Raw genomic sequence first — 17,272 nt, forward strand, 5'->3', positions numbered from 1 at the left:
GTCACCTGCGTTTCGCGTCCGGGCTTGCCTCGCGTTCCAGGGCAAGGGGTTTGGCGAACAGGGTCGCCCGCTCTCGGTAAAGGGCGGGGATGGCCAGCGACGCGATCGCCGTCAGCGCGATCGCCGTCTTGGTCCATTCGTTGAAGGGGCCATAGTGATATTCGACACCCTTCAGCAGATAGATCACGATCACATGCCACGCATAGACCTGCAGCGAATGACGGCCGATCAGGCGCAGGAAGGGCAGGCTGAAGATCCAGCGCATCCCCTGACCCAATGCCCGCACGATCCGGTGGCGCGTATGCGCGCCCGCCATGACCATCCACGCGACCAGATAGCCCGTCGCCATGAAATTCACCAGATAGATGAAGCTGAACCGGATGCGGTTGTCGAGGCTTCGGATCTGCTCGGCCATGTCGTCGGGCATGACCTTGAAGGTGAAACCAAAGCGGATGCCCATGAAGATCAGCACGACGCTGAAAGCCGCCCATGCCAGAACGGCCGCCTCTTTTCGTGCGAAGGCCTTTTGCCAGTCGATCTGCCCGGTCGAGGTCAGCGCACCCAGCACGAGGCCGGACATGAACACGATCTGCCAGCCCAGCACATTGAAGGCGGTGCGCAGCATCCGGGCTTCATGCACCTGATCCAGCAGGCCCCGCATCCCTTCGGTCAGCGGATAGTGCAGGCTGAGCTGGACGGCCACCCACAACACGACCGAAAAGGCGACGACCCAGATCCAGCGCCCGGTCACGCACAGCCAGACCAGCGGCGGCGCCACCAGCATATAGATGATGTATTGCGGCAGGATGTCCATATAGGTGGGCTGATAGATCAGCAGCAGAGACGCCGCCGCATAGAAGGGATCGTGGCTTGCAAGGTCCCACAACCACGGCTCCCAATAGGTGGCGGATTCCTTCAGGACCAACCCCAGCGCCATGATTACCAGCAGCGAACCGGCAGCATAGCGATAGATGTCGAATGCCCGTTTGCGGATCTGGCGGGCGCCGGTCTCATAGCCCTTCTTCAGCATCCGGCGGGCATAAACCATGCCGACCAGCATCCCCGACAGGAACACGAACCCCTGCGCGTCCTGAACATAGCCCAATTCGCCGTGGTTGAACTTGACCAGCAGATAGCCGCCGGCGAACGTCAGGTGGTTCAGCATCATGAAGACGAGGAAATACCCTCGCATGCCATCCAGTATCTCCAGCCGCTGCATGAGGCCCTTTCGGCGTTGTTGTTCCGTGGTCAGGTGACCCAACGCGCCCATGCGTGATCGGCTGCATCACAATCTATTCAACACTTGTGCGGGACCGTGCGCCGGGGGTCAGCTTTGCCCTTCAGCGGACAGCCAGACGCAGAAGGTGGTTCCCTGTCCCGGCGTGCTGTGCACGTCCAGCCTGCCCATGTGCCGGTTGATCAATGTCTGACAGATCGACAGTCCCAGCCCGGTGCCTCTGGTGCCGCGCGTGGTGAAGAACGGATCGAAGATGCGCGACAGGGTGTCCTTGTCCATGCCCGTTCCGGTGTCGCGCAGGGTCAGGCGGACGCCGTCACGGCCGTCCTGCGCCGCGGCATCCCTGCAGGTCAGAAAGATCGTTCCGCCCTGCGGCATCGCCTGAATCGCGTTCACTGCAAGGTTCACAAGGATCTGCTGCAATTCGTGGATATTCATCCGCACCCTGCGGGTTGAACGGATGTCGCATTGCAACTCGATACCCGCCATCAGGTGCTGGATCAGCGGGCGCAGCCCCTGCGCGACCTGTGCCGGATCGGTGTCGGGACCGTGGTCGAACTCTTCGGGGCGGGCGAATTGCAGCAACTGGTTGACCAGCGCACCGATGCGGCGGATCTGTTCGTCGATCAGCGCAAGCTCGGTCGCGGCGTCGCCGCCGTGGTCGGCCAGAACCATCCCCACGATTTCGAGATTGCCCTGAATCACCGCCAGCGGGTTGTTGATCTCATGCGCGACGCCCGCCGTCACCTCGCCGATGGTGGCCAGCTTTTCGGACAGGATCAGTTGCCGGGTCGCGGCCTCCAGCGCCAGATTGGCGCGGGTCAGATCGGCGGTGCGTTCCTCGACCCGGGTGTTCAGATCGGCATTCAGCGCCCGCAGATCACGGTCGCGCTGTTGCAGCAGGTCCAGCAGCCGGTCCAGATGGCGGGCAAGGCGCAGCATCTCATCCGGGCCGGGGGGCGGATCGGTCAGCGTGCGCGCGTCCATGTCGCCACGTTCGACGCGGGACATGGTGCGGCCCATCGCCTCCAGCGGGCGGAAGATGCCGCGCGCCCAGTGCAGAAACAGCGGCAGCGACAGCAGCAGCGCCACAAGAAAAGCGCCGCCGGTGATCGCCCATGTCACCTTGCGCGCCGCCGTATAGGGTGCCTTCGGGATGCCGGTATAAAGCATGCCGACACGCGCGCCGCTGATATCCGTGATCGCCTCATAGGCCGAGATATACCATTCGCTGACCACGAATGCGGTATCATGCCAGCTGCCGCCTTCGACCAATACCCGGTTGCGCACTTCGGCTGATGCGCGGGTTCCCAGCGCGCGTGCGCTGCCCGAGGGGCGCAGCGTGGTCGCGATGCGGGTGTCGCCCAGAAACAGCGTGGTCACGCCATGATCGAACCCCCCGGCAAGGACGCGCTGCATGTTGCTGTCGGCAGCGGGATAGACCAGTTCGTTGATGCGGTCGATAAAACCGGTGTTGTTGTTCAGCAGGATGCCGCCCGCCAGCAGGGCGGTATCGCCGCCGGGCAGCGTCACCGGGCTGGTCGCATGGATGACCATGCCGCGCGTTTCGGCCTGCCGCCCGTCCGGTGCGCTGGCGGGGGTGGCGATCAGCGGGATGCGGGCGCGTTCGGCCAGCGGCTGGGACAGGGCGGCCAGGGTCGGCGCCTCCAGCAGCGCGATGCCGGTGCCGGTCGGCAGCGTCACCTCATCCGGGGTCAGCGCCCGGCCAGAACCATCCAGCAGCAGCAGGTAATCCAGCCCCAGCCGCTGACGGCTTGTGGCCAGAAAACGGTCAGGATCATCGACGGTGTGATCGCGAAAGGCGGCGGATTGCCCAAGCGCCGCGACCTGCCCACCGGTGCTGTCGATCAGATGCGCCAGATATTGCTGCGCCACGGTCAGGTCGCTGGCCACCCGCGCGGCAAGGATCTGGTCGGTCCGCCACAGCCAGCGCTGCGTGGTGATCCCGATCAGCAGCGGCATCAGGATCAGCATCGGCAGCAGCGCGATGATCAGCAGCCGCGCCCGGACCGACCGCCCGCGTCTAGCCAAGGGGGGCGTCCTGCGGCGGCAGGATATCGGCGGGGAAGCGGCCAAGGATCAGCGCGCGTTCGATCAGGTTGCGCAATTCGCGCACATTGCCGGGCCAGTGCTGCGCCATCAGCGCGGCCTCGATTTCGGGCGTGATCGGCACCGCGGGCAGGCCCAGTTCGCGCGAATGGCGCTGCATGAACGGCCGCGCCAGCTCCAGTACATCCGCGCCCCGGTCGCGCAGCGGCGGCATCCGCAGTTGCAGGATATTGATGCGGTAATACATATCCGCGCGGAAACGCCCCTCGGCCACGCGCGCCTCCAGATCGGTATTGGTGGCGAAGATCAGCCGCAGATCGACGGGCAGTTCGCGTTCGGCCCCAAGCGGGCGGATCCTGCGATCCTCCAGCACGCGCAGCAGTTTGGCCTGCGTGGTCAGCGGCAATTCGGCGATTTCGTCCAGAAACAGCGTACCGCCTCGGGCGTGCAGAAACAGCCCCTCGCGATGCGAGGTGGCGCCGGGAAAGGCGCCCTCGATATGGCCGAACAGTTCGGAATCGACCATGTCCTCGGCCATCGTGGCGCAGTTCACCGCGATGAAATGGCCTTGCGCGCGGTTCGACAGGTCATGGATCATCCGCGCGACGATCTCTTTGCCGGTGCCGGATTCGCCGGTCAGCAGCACGGATGAGGGCAGGGGGGCCACGCGGGCGACGGTGCTGCGGATTTCCTCGATCGCGGCAGAGGTGCCGATCAGCTGGTCATGGCGCAGGTTGGCATCGGTATTGCGGCGCAGTTCATGGCGCAGCACCTGATTTTCCGCACGCAGCCGCGTCTGCTCGACCGAGCGCAGCACCGCGTTCATCAGCTGGTTCGACCGGAAGGGCTTCAGGATCATGTCGGCGGCCCCGGCCTGCATCGCCTCGATCGCGATTTCCAGATCGGCATAGGCCGAGATCAGCACCACCGGCGGCACGAAACCCTTTTCGCGCTGGCGTTTCAGCCAGTCGAGGCCACGGTCGCCGCCCAGCATGTTGTCCAGCACGATGACATCGAAATGCTCGACCGCCAGCCAGTCGCCGGCCTCGCCCGTACTTGCCGCCAACTCGATCCGGCGGCATTGCGGTCCAAGGATGCGGGCCATGAAATTGCGCATCCCCGGCTCGTCATCGACGATCAGGACCGAGACCTGCGCAAGGCGGGTGGCAAAGGCCGATGTCGCGCGGGGCGTGGCCGTAAGACTGCTGTGGGCGGGCAAGTTTTCCTCCTGTTCCCGAACCGGGCATCCGAGGCGCAGAGCGGCGATGTTCGCATTTTGCCGGATCAAGGACAAGGCGGGACAGCCACCGGTCAGGGGGGTGTCAGGCTGCCATCCTGGGTCAGCGAGGCGATGCAATCCTGCAAGGCCTGTACCATCGGTGATTGCGGATCGCGCTTCATCAGCGTGGCCCCCAGCTGCATCCGTGGCCCGCCATCGTCCAGATCGCGCAGAACGACCTCGTCTCCGGGGGCCAGCAGCGCGCGAAAACCCGTGGGTACGATGCCGCACCAGAAGCCCGCCCGCAGATGGGCCAGCACCCCGTCCAGCGATGTGCAGGTGATTGCCGGGCGGATATGGCGGGTTTCCAGATATGCCGCGATGGCGCCTTCCGCCACGCAAAGCGGCTGCGTCACCGCATCACGCCACGGCACCGATGGGTCGGGGGCGAAAGGGTGGTCCTTGCGGCAAGCGAACAGCGCGCGTTCGGACCAGAGCGGCTGCGCAAAACTGTTGGCGGGGGCGCGGCCTTCCAGCCATGTCAGCCCGCCGTCAAGGTCGAACTGGCGGATGGCGGTGGCGATGTCGGGGGATGACATCAGCCGTATGGCGATGCGGGCCATGGGGTTGCGGGCCTCGAACCGGGCCGAGATCAGCGGCACCAGCGGCATCGCCGGGGCGATGACGCCCAGTCGCAGCCGTCCCGTCAGCCCGCCCTTGCGCCGACCGACCAGATCGTCGCGCAGATGGCCGTAATCGGCCAAAATCTGACGGCCCCATGCCAGCGCCTTCTGCCCCTCGGCGGTCAGCCCCATGAAGCGTTTGCCCCGCAGCACCAGCGTTGCGCCCAGATCCTCTTCCAGCTTGCGGATCGCCAGCGACAGCGCCGGCTGGCTGACGCCGCACAGCTCTGCCGCGCGTCCGAAATGCTCTTCCTCGGCCAGGGTGACGAAGAAATCCAGATGGCGGATCAGCATGCTGCAACCCCGCTGCCCCAGTCCGAAGTTGCGCGGGACGTGGTTTCGATATATCCACGAATACATATCGCTTTGATCCCGAATCGGTCGGTTTCCTGTCGGCGAAACGGCTGGTACATCGTCACTGTCCCCTCTGTCCGGTGCATGGTGGCCGCTCACATTACATTGATATTCGGTGCATATTGCATAATAAGCAACGCATATCAAAATCTCAATTCCCTTGCCCTACAAGGAATTGCTAAATACCTGTAAAACAGTCAGGATTTGTGGTGTCGCCAAATGCTGCAATTTGTCGCTGCGCTGCCGAAACGGTGGGCGTCTTGCGGCTTGCCTGAACGGCTCTGGCGGCGCTAGGTCCCGGAAATGCGCGGTGTGCGATGGCACACAATGGCAGGATTTCAGGGGAGGGCTGGCACCGTGAATGGCACCGCAATGAAACTTGGACGACGGCGGTTTCTTCAGATCCTCGGGATGGGGGCGGCCTCTGTGTCGGCCTCGGCAATGGGTCTTTCGACCGCCGAGGCGCAGGTATCCGCCGCGGTCCGGCCCTATAAGCTGCTGCGCGCCAAGGAAATCCGCAACAACTGCACCTATTGCTCGGTCGGTTGCGGCATTCTGATGTATTCGCTTGGCGACGGGGCCAGAAACGCCAAACCCCGCATCTTCCATATCGAGGGCGATCCCGATCATCCGGTCAGCCGTGGGTCGTTGTGCCCCAAGGGCGCGGGGCTGATCGACATGATCCATTCCAAGGGTCGGCTGACCCATCCCGAATATCGCGCGCCGGGATCAAAGGAATGGATCCGCATCAGCTGGGACGAGGCCACCCGGCGTATCGCCCGCCTGTTGAAGGACGACCGCGACGCGAATTTCATCGAGCGCAACGAAAAAGGCCAGTTGGTGAACCGCTGGCTGTCCTCGGGGATGCTGGCATCCTCGGCGGCGTCCAATGAAACCGGCGTGCTGGATTTCAAATTCGCCCGCGCGCTTGGCATGCTGGGTCTGGATTGTCAGGCGCGGCTGTGCCACGCGCCGACGGTTTCGGCGCTGGCGCCCAGTTTCGGGCGCGGTGCGATGACCAATCACTGGGTCGATATCAAGAACGCCAATGTGGTCATCGTGATGGGCGGCAACCCGGCCGAGGCGCATCCGGTCGGCTTCAAATGGGTGATCGAGGCCAAGATCAAGAACAAGGCCAAGGTCATCGTCGTCGATCCGCGTTTCAACCGAACCGCTGCCGTGGCCGATATCTTTTCGCCGATCCGCGCCGGGTCGGACGCGGCCTTTCTGATGGGGATGGTGCGCTATCTGCTGGATACCGGCCAGATCCAGCATGACTATGTGCGCGATTACACCAATGCCTCGATGATCGTGCGCGAGGATTTCAACTTTGACGAGGGCGTGTTTTCGGGCTTCGATCCCGAAACGCGGGTCTATGACAAATCAAGCTGGACCTATGAGCGTGACGCAGAGGGCAATGCCCTGCGCGACCCCTCGATGACGCATCCGCGTTCGGTGCTGCAATTGCTGAAAAAGCATGTGGACCGCTATACGCCCGAGATGGTCGAGGAGATCACCGGCGTCAAGCGCGAGGATTTCCTGCAAATCGCCGGGATCGTCGGGTCATGCGCGGCCCGCGACCGGACCATGACATGGCTTTACGCGCTTGGCTGGACCCATCACACGGGTGGCGCGCAGATCATTCGTGGCGCGGCGATGATCCAGCTGTTGCTGGGTAATATCGGCATGGCGGGCGGCGGCGTGAACGCGCTGCGCGGCCATTCCAACATTCAGGGCTATACCGATCTGGGGCTGCTGTCGCTGCGGGTGCCGGGCTATATGAACCTGCCCTCGGACGATCAGCAGACGCTGGCGCAATATCTGGACGAGGTGACGCCCAAAAACATGGTGCCGGGGCAGGTCAATTACTGGAAGAACACGCCCAAATTCTTCATCTCGCTGCTCAAGAACCTTTATGGCAGGCATGCCACCCGCGACAATGATTTCGCCTTCGATCTGCTGCCGAAATGGGATCGCAGCTATGACATGCTGGCCTATTTCGACATGATGTATGAAGGTCAGGTGAACGGCTATATCGCGCAGGGCTTCAACCCGCTGGCGGCGATGCCGGACAAGAACAAGACCTCGAAGGCGCTGTCGCGGCTGAAATTCCTTGTCGTGATCGACCCGCTGGTCACGGAAACATCGAATTTCTGGCGCAATGAGGGCCGCTTCAACGACGTTCCCACCGAAGAGATCATGACCGAGGTGTTCCGCCTGCCCTCGAACTGCTTTGCCGAAGAGGACGGGGCCATCGTCAATTCGGGCCGCTGGCTGCAATGGCATCTGGCCGGGCAGGAACCCCCGGGAGAGGCCCGCCACGACCCGAAAATCCTGGGCGACATCATGATGGAGCTGCGCCGGCTGTATCAGACCGAAGGCGGCGCCTGCCCCGAGCAGGTTCTGCATATGAGCTGGGACCACGACACCTATCACGATCCTCATTTCCCCCATCCTGAGGAAATGGCCAAGGAATCCAATGGCTATGCGCTGGAGGACGTGTTCGACGAAAACGGCACCCGGATCCTGCGCAAGGGGCGGTTGCTGGACAGTTTCGCGCAGCTTCGCGATGACGGCACGACGCAAAGCTTTTGCTGGGTGTTTACCGGGTCATGGACCGAGCGCGGGAACCAGATGGCCAATCGCGACAATACCGATACCGGCCTTGGAAACACCCCCGGCTGGGCCTTCGCATGGCCCGCGAACCGGCGCATCCTTTATAACCGCGCCTCGATGGATGTGGACGGCAAGCCGTGGGACCCGAACCGGCAGATCCTGCACTGGAACGGCGAGAAATGGACCGGCGCGGATATTCCCGATTTCCCGGCCGATCTGCCGCCCGGAGCGCCCGCAGCGCCCTTCATCATGCTGCCCGAAGGCATGGCGCGGCTGTTCTCGGAAAAGGGCATGAATGACGGCCCCTTCCCCGAACATTACGAGCCGGTCGAAAGCCCCATCGCCAAAAACCCGCTGCATGAGGTCGTGACCCATAACCCGACCGCGCGCATCTTCCAGAACGATGCGCAGCGGATGGGCAACCGGCATGATTACCCCTATGTCGCGACGACCTATTCGGTGACCGAGCTGTTCCGCCACTGGACCAAGCACAGCCACCTGAACGCCATGCTGCAACCCGAGCAGTTCATCGAGATCGGCGAGAAGCTGGCCGGTGAAAAGGGCATCGGTCACGGCGATACGGTCAAGATCACCACCAAGCGCGGCTATATCACCGCCAAGGCCGTGGTGACGAAACGGATGCGCACGCTGAATGTCGCGGGGCAAGAGGTCGAGCAGATCGGCATCCCCTGCCATTGGGGGTTCGAGGGCGCGACGCGCAAGGGCTATCTGGCCAATACGCTGGCGCCGGGCGTCGGGGATGCGAATTCGCAGACCCCTGAATTCAAGGCGTTTCTGGTCAATGTCGAAAAGGCGGAAGGGGCGCTGGCATGAACTCGCAGAATATCGTCCGCCGCTCGGCCACCAGTGCCGCCACCCCCGCGCCGCAGATCCGCGACCACCAGATGGAGGTCGCCAAGCTGATCGACGTGTCGATCTGCATCGGCTGCAAGGCCTGCCAGACCGCCTGCAACGAATGGAACGACCTGCGCGGCGAGGTGCAGGAGAACGTCGGCGTCTATGACAACCCGCGCGATCTGTCTCCCGACAGCTGGACGCTGATGCGCTTTACCGAACACGAGGACGAATCCGGCAAGCTGGAATGGCTGATCCGCAAGGATGGCTGCATGCATTGCGAGGATCCGGGCTGTCTCAAGGCCTGCCCGATCCCCGGCGCGATCGTGCAATATGCCAATGGCGTGGTGGATTTCCAGTCCGATCTCTGCGTCGGCTGCGGCTATTGTGTGGCGGGCTGTCCGTTCGATGTGCCGCGTATCTCGAAGGTGGATAACAAGGCCTATAAATGCACGCTGTGCTCGGACCGGCTGGCGGTCGGTCAGGCGCCCGCCTGCGCCAAGACCTGCCCGACCGGCGCCATTGCCTTCGGCTCCAAGGCCGAGATGCAGGATCTGGCCGCCACCCGCGTGGCCGAACTGAACGAGCGCGGCTTTGACAATGCCGGGCTGTACGACCCTGCGGGCGTGGGCGGCACCCATGTCATGTATGTGCTGCAACATGCCGACGACCCGGAACGTTATGCGGGTCTGCCAAAGGATCCCAAGATCAGCGCCGCCGTCTCGGGCTGGAAGGATGTTCTGAAACCTGCGGCGGCGGTGGCGGGCGCGGTGGCCGTGGCCGGCATGGTCGCGCATTACATCGGCGTCGGCCCCAATGACGTTGACGAGGGCGATCACCCCGAAGGGGACGCCGAGAACGCCGAAACGCAACCCCGTCAAGCGGCGGAATAAGCGAGGGTATCACCATGAACCGCAAGAAGGATCAGATCCTGCGCACGAAATTCCCCGAGCGGCTTTGCCACTGGATGATCGTGCTGTGCTTCTTTCTCGCCGCGACTTCGGGGATTTCGTGGTTCCTTCCGACATTCGCATGGCTGTCGGGCTTGCTGGGCACGCCGCAGATGGCGCGCATCCTGCATCCCTTCCTTGGGATCGCGGTGTTTGTCGGCCTGTGCTACATGTTCGTGAAGTTCGTGAAATACAATCTGCCCGCGCGGACCGACGCGATCTGGTTTCGCAATATCAGGGGCGTGCTGCTGAACAATCACGAACAGCCGCTGCGCATCGGCAAATACAATGCCGGGCAAAAACTGCTGTTCTGGGCGATCATGGCATCCATCATCGTGCTTCTGGTCTCGGGCCTGATCATGTGGCGGGCCTATTTCTCGGAATATTTCACGATCCCGGTGATCAGGCTGGCGATCCTTGTCCATTCGGTGGCCGGAATCGGGCTGATCCTGCTGATCCTCGGCCATATCTATCTGGCGATCTGGGTTCGGGGATCGGTCAGCGGCATGGTGACCGGCTATGTCTCGAAAGCATGGGCGCGTCAGCATCACGACCGTTGGGCCGATGAGCTCGACGCGAAAGAGGCCGCACCCGGCAGAGGAAAACCATGAGCGTGACACCGAACCTGCGCCCCTCGGTCCCGCCCGAGTCCGCCAGCCGCCACTTCGACCCGGTGCTGCGCCCGGATCTGGCGGTGCTTTATGTCACTCGCGCCGCCCGTCTGCGCGCGCTGGCCGAAGGGCACGAGCTGTCGGCCTATCTGGCGCTGGCCGCCGATATGGCCGGGGCGCAGGCCGCCTGCCTGACCGACATCGCACCATCCGGCCCGGTCGATCCGGTGGCGCTGGCGCAGAATGGCGACTGGCCCGAGGCTCTGGACCGGATGATCGCCCGGCTGACCCCGCGCGCCCCGGATCAGGTCGCGCCGCATCTGGCCGCGCTGTCGCAGATGCCCGAGGCCGCCCGGCGTGACGCCGGGGTTGCGCTGGTCGAGGGTCGGTTCGATGCCGTCGATCCGGCGCTGGCCCCGTTCCTCTGGGCGGCATTGTCATCGCGGGTCGCGCAGGCCGCGCGCGCCGCCCCCTTGCCCGCAGCGGCACAGCAAGAGCCCGCCGATTGCCCCATCTGCGGCACCGCCCCCGTCGCCAGCGTGATCCATACCGGCGACCGTCAGGGGCTGCGTTATCTGCATTGCGCGCTGTGTGAATGCGAATGGCATATGGTGCGGGCGAAATGTTCGAATTGCGGGGATTCGACACGGCTGGACTATCTCAGCTTCGACACGCCCGAGGCCGCCATCCGGGCCGAGGCGTGCAGTGCCTGCGGCAGCTATCTGAAGGTCATCAGCCTTGAGCGAGACCCCGGCGCCGAAGTGGTCGCCGACGATCTGGCCAGCCTTGCGCTTGACGCCGCCGCCGGTGACGAGGGCCACGGTCGCAGCGGCTTCAATCCCTTCGCGCTGCCCGCCTGCTGATGGGTGCCGGGCGGCACTCCGGCCCCGGTTCGCCCCTCTCGGCGGTTTTTTGCGCCCCTGTGATGACAGCGGGAACCCGCCAAGCGGGACTTGCGCGAATGGCTTGTTTTCGCTGGGTGATTTCATGGGGGCTGGTCGCGCTGGCGCGGATGGATCAGATCAGGGGGGCAATCTCGCGACGCATGTCCGATGGCATACGGATCGCGGGACGCGAAACGGAACCGCAATGGAGATAAGCCTGATGTCTGTTCGTCACAAACCCCTGCGTGCCTTTGTCGTTGTCGCCGCGCTTGCTGCCACCACCGCGCTTGCGGCATGCAAGGAAGACGGTGAGGCCGGCGATGCCGCGATCACCGATCCTGCCGCCGCGCCCGCGACGGAAGCCCCCGCACCGGAAGCCCCCGCACCGGAAGCCCCCGCGCCGGCCCCTGAAGGATAAGTTTCGGTTTTCCCGGAAAGGCCTGCCCGATTGGGGCGGGTGCAGGGGTCGCGGGCGATGTGCCGGCGATCCCTTTTCGTTTTGGCGGATGGTGCCTGCGCCCCCTGGTCCGGGGTGTCACCGGGTCGCGGTGTCGATCAGGTCCAGCACCTTTGGGCCAAGCCCTTCGACGATGCGCGCCACGCCCTCGGCATTGGGGTGCAGCCCGTCCTCTTGCAGATAGTCGCGCAGCGCCGCATCCTGGCTGTCGTCGAGCAGCGGGGCGAGGAAGCTTTCGGCCAGCGCGACGCCATGTTCTTCGGCAAGCTGGGGATAGATCGCGTCGAAACTGGCGCGGTATTCGGGGCCGTAATTGCCCGGTGCCTCCATCGCGACCAGCAGAACGGGAACCTCTTGCGCGGCGGCTTCGGTCAGGATCGCGTCCAGGTTGTCGCGGCTGACCGCGGGGTCGATCCCGCGCAGCAGGTCGTTGCCGCCAAGCGTGACCAGCATCGCATCCGCGCCATCGGCCAGCGCCCATCCGACCCGCGATCGCCCGCCCGCCGTCGTGTCGCCCGACACGCCCGCATTCACCACCTGCACATCGCGCCCCTGCGAGGTCAGCCAGCGTTCCAGCTGCGCGGTAAAGCCGTCCTCGGGTGGCAGGCCATAGCCCTGAGTCAGACTGTCGCCAAGCGCGACCAGCCGCAGCGCCTCGGCCCAGCCGGGGGTTGCCGCCAGCATCACAAGTGCCGCGATGGCCGCCGCTTTGCGGTTGCAGAAACGCGACATACCCCCATATTGCCTGCGAAGGCGGCGCATGGGGGCGGAACGGATGACAGAAGCTGTGATCTCGCTGCGCGACGCGCGGCTGTCGCTGACGGGCGCGGCGGGGCCGGTCGAGATCCTGCGCGGCATTACCTTGCAGGTCGCGCGCGGGGAAACATTGGGGCTGGTGGGGCCGTCGGGTTCGGGCAAGTCGTCTCTCCTCATGCTCATGGGCGGGCTCGAACGCGCCACGGGTGGCGAGGTGATGGCGCAGGGCCGCGACCTGACCGCCCTGAACGAGGATCAGCTCGCCCGGTTCCGCCGTGACAATATGGGGGTGGTGTTCCAGTCCTTCCACCTGATTCCGACGATGACCGCGCTGGAAAACGTCGCCCTGCCGCTGGAACTGAACGGCGCCCGCGATGCTTTTGAACGGGCGGAGGACGAATTGGCCGCCGTCGGCCTTGCGACGCGCAAGGGCCATTACCCGGCGCAGCTGTCGGGGGGCGAACAACAGCGCGTGGCGCTGGCGCGGGCCGCCGTGGCGCGCCCGGCGATCCTGCTGGCGGATGAGCCGACCGGCAATTTGGACGGCGCGAACGGTGCGGCGATCATGGACCTGCTGTTCGGTTTGCGCGACCGGCATGGCGCGACGCTGGTTCTTGTGACCCATGCGCCGGAACTGGCGGCGCGCTGCGACCGGGTGGTGCATCTGGCCGACGGGCGGATCGCCGTTGAGGACGCACAGCGGGCCGCCGCCGAATGAGCGCCGCACTGGCCTTTCGCATCGCCCGGCGAGAGTTGCGCGGGGGATTGGCGGGTTTCCGCATCTTTCTGGCTTGCCTGATCCTTGGCGTCGCGGCGATCGCGGCGGTGGGGCTGGTGCGCGAATCCATCCGGCAGGGCCTGTCCGATCAGGGTGCGGTCATGCTGGGCGGCGATGCGCGGATGCAGTTCATCTATCGCTTCGCCACCGATGACGAACACGCCTTCATGGACCGCATCGCGATGCGCGTTTCCGAGGTGGTGGATTTCCGCTCGATGGCCGTGGTGGGTGAAGAACGCGGTCTGACGCAGGTCAAGGCGGTGGACGACGGCTGGCCGCTGCTGGGCGATCCGGGTTTTGATCCGCCGATGCCGGTGTCCGAGGTGCTGGCGGGCGCGGAGGGGCTGCCGGGTGCGGCGATGGATGCGGTGCTGGTTGAACGGCTGGGCCTTACCCCCGGCGACGAGTTCCGGCTGGGCATGCAATCCTTCCGGCTGATGACAGTGCTGACCCATGAACCCGACGCGGCGGCAGGCGGGTTTGGCCTTGGGCCGCGCACGCTGGTGGCGACCGGGGCGCTGGCGGATTCGGGGCTGATCGGGCCGGGCACGCTTTACGACACGCAATACCGCATGATCCTGCCGCCGGGCGCCGATCTGGACGCCCTGCGAACCGAGGCGATGACGGCATTCCGCGACACCGGTCTGCGCTGGCGCGACAGCCGCCGCGCCGCGCCGGGGGCCGAGAATTTCATCGACCGGATCGGGGCCTTCCTGATCCTTGTGGGTCTGGCCGGGCTGGCGGTGGGCGGCGTGGGTGTGTCCGCCGCCGTGCGCAGCTATCTGGCGGGCAAGACGGCGACCATCGCCACGCCGCGCACGTTGGGCGCGGAACAGCGGCTGATCTTCATGGTCTATCTGGTGCAGATCGGCGCCATGGCCCTGCTGGGTGTGCTGGCCGGGCTGATCTTTGGAACGGGAGCGGTCATGGCGCTGGCCCCGGTGCTGGAGCGTCTGCTGCCCGTGCCCGCCGTCTTTGCGCCCTGGCCCGCGCCGCTGGCGGAGGCCGCGTTTTACGGGCTGGTAACGGCGCTGCTGTTCACGCTGTGGCCGCTGGCGCGCACGGCGCAGGTCCGCGCGGCGGCGCTCTATCGCGCGGCGGTGGGCGGCGCGGGGGCGGCGCCGCGGCCGGTCTGGTGGATGGTCAGCGCCGGGCTGGCGGTGCTGCTGGTGGGCGGGGCGGCGTGGTTTTCCGGCGCGCCGGATCTGGCGTTTGGCACCGCCGCCGGTGTGATCGGCGCGCTGGCGCTGCTGGCGGGCGCGGCGGTTCTGGTGCGCCTGCTGGCGCGGGCCCTTGCGCGCAGCCGGATCATGCGGGGCCGCCCGGCGCTGCGGCTGGCCTTCGCGGCGGTCGGCGGACCGGGTTCGGAAACCACCTCGGTCATGCTGTCGCTTGGTCTGGGTCTTGCGGTACTGGCCAGCGTCGGCCAGATCGAGGCCAACCTGCGCGCCGCCATCGACCGCGACCTGCCCGCCCGCGCGCCGGCCTATTTCTTCCTCGATATCCAGAACGACCAGCTGGACGCGTTCAACGCGACGCTGGCGGCCGATCCGGGGGTCGAGCGGGTCGAGACCGCGCCGATGCTGCGCGGCATCCTGACCCGGATCAATGGCCGCCCCGCCACCGAGGTCGCGGGCGATCACTGGGTTTTGCGCGGTGACCGCGGCGTGACCTATTCCGACACCCCGCCCGAGGGCACGACGATCACCGAAGGCACATGGTGGCCGGCCGATTACGACGGCCCGCCGCAGATCTCTTTCGGCGCGGAAGAGGCCGCCGAGCTGGGCCTGCAATTGGGCGACAGCATCACCGTCAATATCCTTGGCCGCGATATCGAGGGTGAAATCACCAGCTTCCGTCAGGTCGATTTCTCGACCGGTGGCCTTGGCTTCGTGATGGCGATGAGCCCCGCTGCGCTGGCGGGCGCGCCCCATACCCATATCGCCACCGTCTATGCCGCCCCGGAAGCCGAGGGCCGTATCCTGCGCGCCATCGCCGGCGACATGCCCAATGTGACGGCGATCCGGGTGCGCGACGCGGTGGATCAGGCGACCGCCGTTCTGGGTGCCATCGCCTCGGCCGCCGCCTGGGCCGCCGGCGCGACGCTGCTGACCGGGCTTGTCGTGCTGATCGGCACCGCCGCCGCCGGAGAGCGCGAGCGGATCTTCGAGGCGACGGTGCTGCGCACACTGGGGGCCACGCGGGGATGGGTGCTGGCCTCGTTCGCGCTGCGGTCGGTGCTGATGGGGGCGGCGGCGGGGGTGTCGCGATCCTTGCCGGGGCGGTGGCGGGTTGGGCGGTCGTCACCTTCGTGATGGAGACGAGTTTCGCCTTCGAGCCGCTGTCGGCCATCGCCATCGTCTTGGGCGGGGTCGTGGCGGTGCTGGGCGCGGGCATCCTGTTTGCGCTGCGCCCGCTGGCCACCCGCCCCGCCCGCATCCTGCGCCAGCAGGACTGATCGCCGCCCCGCGCTTGCGTCCGCGCCGAAAACCGGCAATCGATACGGTCATGACCCGACCACTGCTTGCCAATCGCGACGCCCGCCGCCTGTTTCTGGACCGGCATCTGCTGTTGCGGCCCGGATCGGGACCGGGCAAGGGCGCCGATCTGGCCGGGCTGCTGGCGGGGCTGGGTTTCGTGCAGGTGGACAGCGTGAACACGCTGGCGCGTGCGCATGACCTGATCCTGTGGTCGCGCCGGGGCCGATACCGTCCGCGCGCGCTGCAAGACATGGTGGCGCGGCACCGGACCGCATTTGAGCACTGGACCCATGATGCCGCCGTGGTGCCGATGCCATATTATCCGATGTGGCGGCTGAAATTCGCCCGCGACGAGGCTCGGATGCAGCAACGCTGGCCGAAATGGCGGCGCGAGGGCTGGGACTCGGAGCTGGACACGGTGCTGCGGCGGATCGCGGATCACGGCCCCGCCTCGTCGCAGGATGTCGGCGAGGGCGAGGAACGGGGATCAACGGGCTGGTGGGACTGGCATCCGTCCAAGACCGCGCTGGAATATCTGTGGCGGTCCGGGCGGCTGGCGATCTGCCGCCGCGAGGGGTTCCGCAAGTTCTATGACCTCAGCGAGAGGGTCATTCCGGCGGAACACCTGACCGCCAGCAGGGAGGATGCCGAGATCATCGACTGGGCGATGACGGCGGCGCTGGACCGGCTGGGCTTCGGCACCAGCGGCGAACTGGCCGCCTTTTTCGAGATCGTCACCCGCGACGAGGCAAAGCTGTGGTGCGCCGAGGCGCTGGCCGCCGGGCGGATCGTCGAGATCGACGTGGAAATGGCCGATGGGTCGCGGCGGCGCTGCTTTTCCGATGCGGCGCTGCTGGATCTGGTGCCGTCGCTGCCTGCTCCATCGGCACGGGTGCGGGTGCTGTCGCCTTTCGATCCGGCGCTGCGCGACAGGGCACGGGCCGAGCGTCTGTTCGGCTTTCGCTATCGGATCGAGATCTTCGTGCCCGCGCCGAAACGCCGTTACGGCTATTACGTCTTTCCGGTGATGCAGGGAGACCGGCTGATCGGGCGGGTGGACGCCAAGCGAGAGGCCGGGGCGCTGGTCGTCCGGGCGTTCTGGCCGGAACCCGGGATACGCATGGGCGCGGCGCGTGTCGCGGCGCTGCGGGCGGAATTCGAAAGGCTGGCGCCATTGGCCGGGGTGGACGATATCCACCATGCGCCGGACTGGCTGCGTGCCTGATCCTGCCCCCGGCCTTTTGCCCTTGCTGCGACAGTGCGGCGGCTTGACAAACCGGCCCTGCGGCAAGCCTTGTCCTGTCCAGCCGCCCGATGCCGCA

12 protein-coding genes and 1 pseudogene are annotated in these 17,272 nt (G+C 65.8%); 8 read left to right on the forward strand and 5 right to left on the reverse strand.

Annotation, left to right across the window (positions count from 1 at the left end; genetic code table 11):
* Window position 1: 1 nt before the first annotated feature.
* From JHW40_RS19280 to JHW40_RS19295, 4 genes are all read right to left on the reverse strand, one after another.
* Window positions 2–1,219 (reverse strand): OpgC family protein, encoded by a 1,218-nt coding sequence (locus JHW40_RS19280; RefSeq protein WP_090610524.1) that lies wholly within the window; start codon window positions 1,217–1,219, stop codon window positions 2–4.
* A 108-nt stretch (window positions 1,220–1,327) separates the two neighbouring features.
* On the reverse strand, window positions 1,328–3,289 hold the full coding sequence (locus tag JHW40_RS19285; protein WP_244519105.1) for a sensor histidine kinase: 1,962 nt from the start codon (window positions 3,287–3,289) through the stop codon (window positions 1,328–1,330).
* Complete coding sequence (locus JHW40_RS19290) at window positions 3,282–4,526, reverse strand: sigma-54-dependent transcriptional regulator (protein ID WP_244519104.1); 1,245 nt, start codon at window positions 4,524–4,526, stop codon at window positions 3,282–3,284. Before JHW40_RS19290 ends, JHW40_RS19285 begins: the two co-directional genes overlap by 8 nt.
* A 92-nt stretch (window positions 4,527–4,618) precedes the next feature.
* The gene (locus JHW40_RS19295) at window positions 4,619–5,503 is read right to left on the reverse strand and encodes a LysR family transcriptional regulator (protein WP_090610598.1); all 885 of its coding nucleotides are present in this window, start codon (window positions 5,501–5,503) and stop codon (window positions 4,619–4,621) included.
* A 432-nt stretch (window positions 5,504–5,935) separates the two neighbouring features.
* Between JHW40_RS19295 and fdnG the strand changes: the two genes are divergently transcribed.
* From fdnG to JHW40_RS19320, 5 genes are all read left to right on the forward strand, one after another.
* The gene (fdnG, locus tag JHW40_RS19300) at window positions 5,936–9,013 is read left to right on the forward strand and encodes a formate dehydrogenase-N subunit alpha (RefSeq protein WP_090610523.1); all 3,078 of its coding nucleotides are present in this window, start codon (window positions 5,936–5,938) and stop codon (window positions 9,011–9,013) included.
* Window positions 9,010–9,927, forward strand: coding sequence for a formate dehydrogenase subunit beta (gene fdxH / locus JHW40_RS19305; protein WP_090610522.1), 918 nt, complete (start codon window positions 9,010–9,012; stop codon window positions 9,925–9,927). Before fdnG ends, fdxH begins: the two co-directional genes overlap by 4 nt.
* A gap of 14 nt (window positions 9,928–9,941) precedes the next feature.
* Window positions 9,942–10,595 (forward strand): formate dehydrogenase subunit gamma, encoded by a 654-nt coding sequence (locus tag JHW40_RS19310; protein WP_090610521.1) that lies wholly within the window; start codon window positions 9,942–9,944, stop codon window positions 10,593–10,595.
* Complete coding sequence (fdhE, locus tag JHW40_RS19315) at window positions 10,592–11,458, forward strand: formate dehydrogenase accessory protein FdhE (RefSeq protein ID WP_090610520.1); 867 nt, start codon at window positions 10,592–10,594, stop codon at window positions 11,456–11,458. Before JHW40_RS19310 ends, fdhE begins: the two co-directional genes overlap by 4 nt.
* A 241-nt stretch (window positions 11,459–11,699) precedes the next feature.
* Window positions 11,700–11,897, forward strand: a complete 198-nt coding sequence (locus JHW40_RS19320) for a hypothetical protein (protein ID WP_139208104.1) — start codon at window positions 11,700–11,702, stop codon at window positions 11,895–11,897.
* A 117-nt stretch (window positions 11,898–12,014) separates the two neighbouring features.
* Here the strand turns inward: JHW40_RS19320 and JHW40_RS19325 are convergent, their stop codons facing one another.
* Complete coding sequence (locus JHW40_RS19325; protein WP_090610518.1) at window positions 12,015–12,668, reverse strand: arylesterase; 654 nt, start codon at window positions 12,666–12,668, stop codon at window positions 12,015–12,017.
* A gap of 43 nt (window positions 12,669–12,711) precedes the next feature.
* On the opposite strand from JHW40_RS19325, the gene JHW40_RS19330 reads away from it, so the two are divergent.
* From JHW40_RS19330 to JHW40_RS19340, 3 genes and pseudogenes are all read left to right on the forward strand, one after another.
* On the forward strand, window positions 12,712–13,410 hold the full coding sequence (locus JHW40_RS19330) for an ABC transporter ATP-binding protein (RefSeq protein WP_090610597.1): 699 nt from the start codon (window positions 12,712–12,714) through the stop codon (window positions 13,408–13,410).
* Window positions 13,407–15,928, forward strand: a pseudogene (locus JHW40_RS19335) (ABC transporter permease). Before JHW40_RS19330 ends, JHW40_RS19335 begins: the two are co-directional and overlap by 4 nt.
* A gap of 50 nt (window positions 15,929–15,978) precedes the next feature.
* Window positions 15,979–17,175, forward strand: coding sequence for a winged helix-turn-helix domain-containing protein (locus JHW40_RS19340; RefSeq protein WP_090610596.1), 1,197 nt, complete (start codon window positions 15,979–15,981; stop codon window positions 17,173–17,175).
* Window positions 17,176–17,272: the final 97 nt, after the last annotated feature.

The sequence above is a fragment of the Paracoccus alcaliphilus genome (assembly GCF_028553725.1).
In the GTDB taxonomy this organism is placed as follows: domain Bacteria; phylum Pseudomonadota; class Alphaproteobacteria; order Rhodobacterales; family Rhodobacteraceae; genus Paracoccus; species Paracoccus alcaliphilus.

What these genes read in the sequence shown, in the direction of transcription:
- JHW40_RS19280 (WP_090610524.1), bottom strand. Translation starts at nt 1,219, where the DNA reads ATGCAGCGGCTGGAGATACTGGATGGCATGCGAGGGTATTTCCTCGTC.
- JHW40_RS19330 (WP_090610597.1), top strand. Translation starts at nt 12,712, where the DNA reads ATGACAGAAGCTGTGATCTCGCTGCGCGACGCGCGGCTGTCGCTGACG.
- fdxH (WP_090610522.1), top strand. Translation starts at nt 9,010, where the DNA reads ATGAACTCGCAGAATATCGTCCGCCGCTCGGCCACCAGTGCCGCCACC.
- JHW40_RS19325 (WP_090610518.1), bottom strand. Translation starts at nt 12,668, where the DNA reads ATGTCGCGTTTCTGCAACCGCAAAGCGGCGGCCATCGCGGCACTTGTG.
- JHW40_RS19340 (WP_090610596.1), top strand. Translation starts at nt 15,979, where the DNA reads ATGACCCGACCACTGCTTGCCAATCGCGACGCCCGCCGCCTGTTTCTG.
- JHW40_RS19295 (WP_090610598.1), bottom strand. Translation starts at nt 5,503, where the DNA reads ATGCTGATCCGCCATCTGGATTTCTTCGTCACCCTGGCCGAGGAAGAG.
- fdnG (WP_090610523.1), top strand. Translation starts at nt 5,936, where the DNA reads ATGAAACTTGGACGACGGCGGTTTCTTCAGATCCTCGGGATGGGGGCG.
- JHW40_RS19320 (WP_139208104.1), top strand. Translation starts at nt 11,700, where the DNA reads ATGTCTGTTCGTCACAAACCCCTGCGTGCCTTTGTCGTTGTCGCCGCG.
- fdhE (WP_090610520.1), top strand. Translation starts at nt 10,592, where the DNA reads ATGAGCGTGACACCGAACCTGCGCCCCTCGGTCCCGCCCGAGTCCGCC.
- JHW40_RS19310 (WP_090610521.1), top strand. Translation starts at nt 9,942, where the DNA reads ATGAACCGCAAGAAGGATCAGATCCTGCGCACGAAATTCCCCGAGCGG.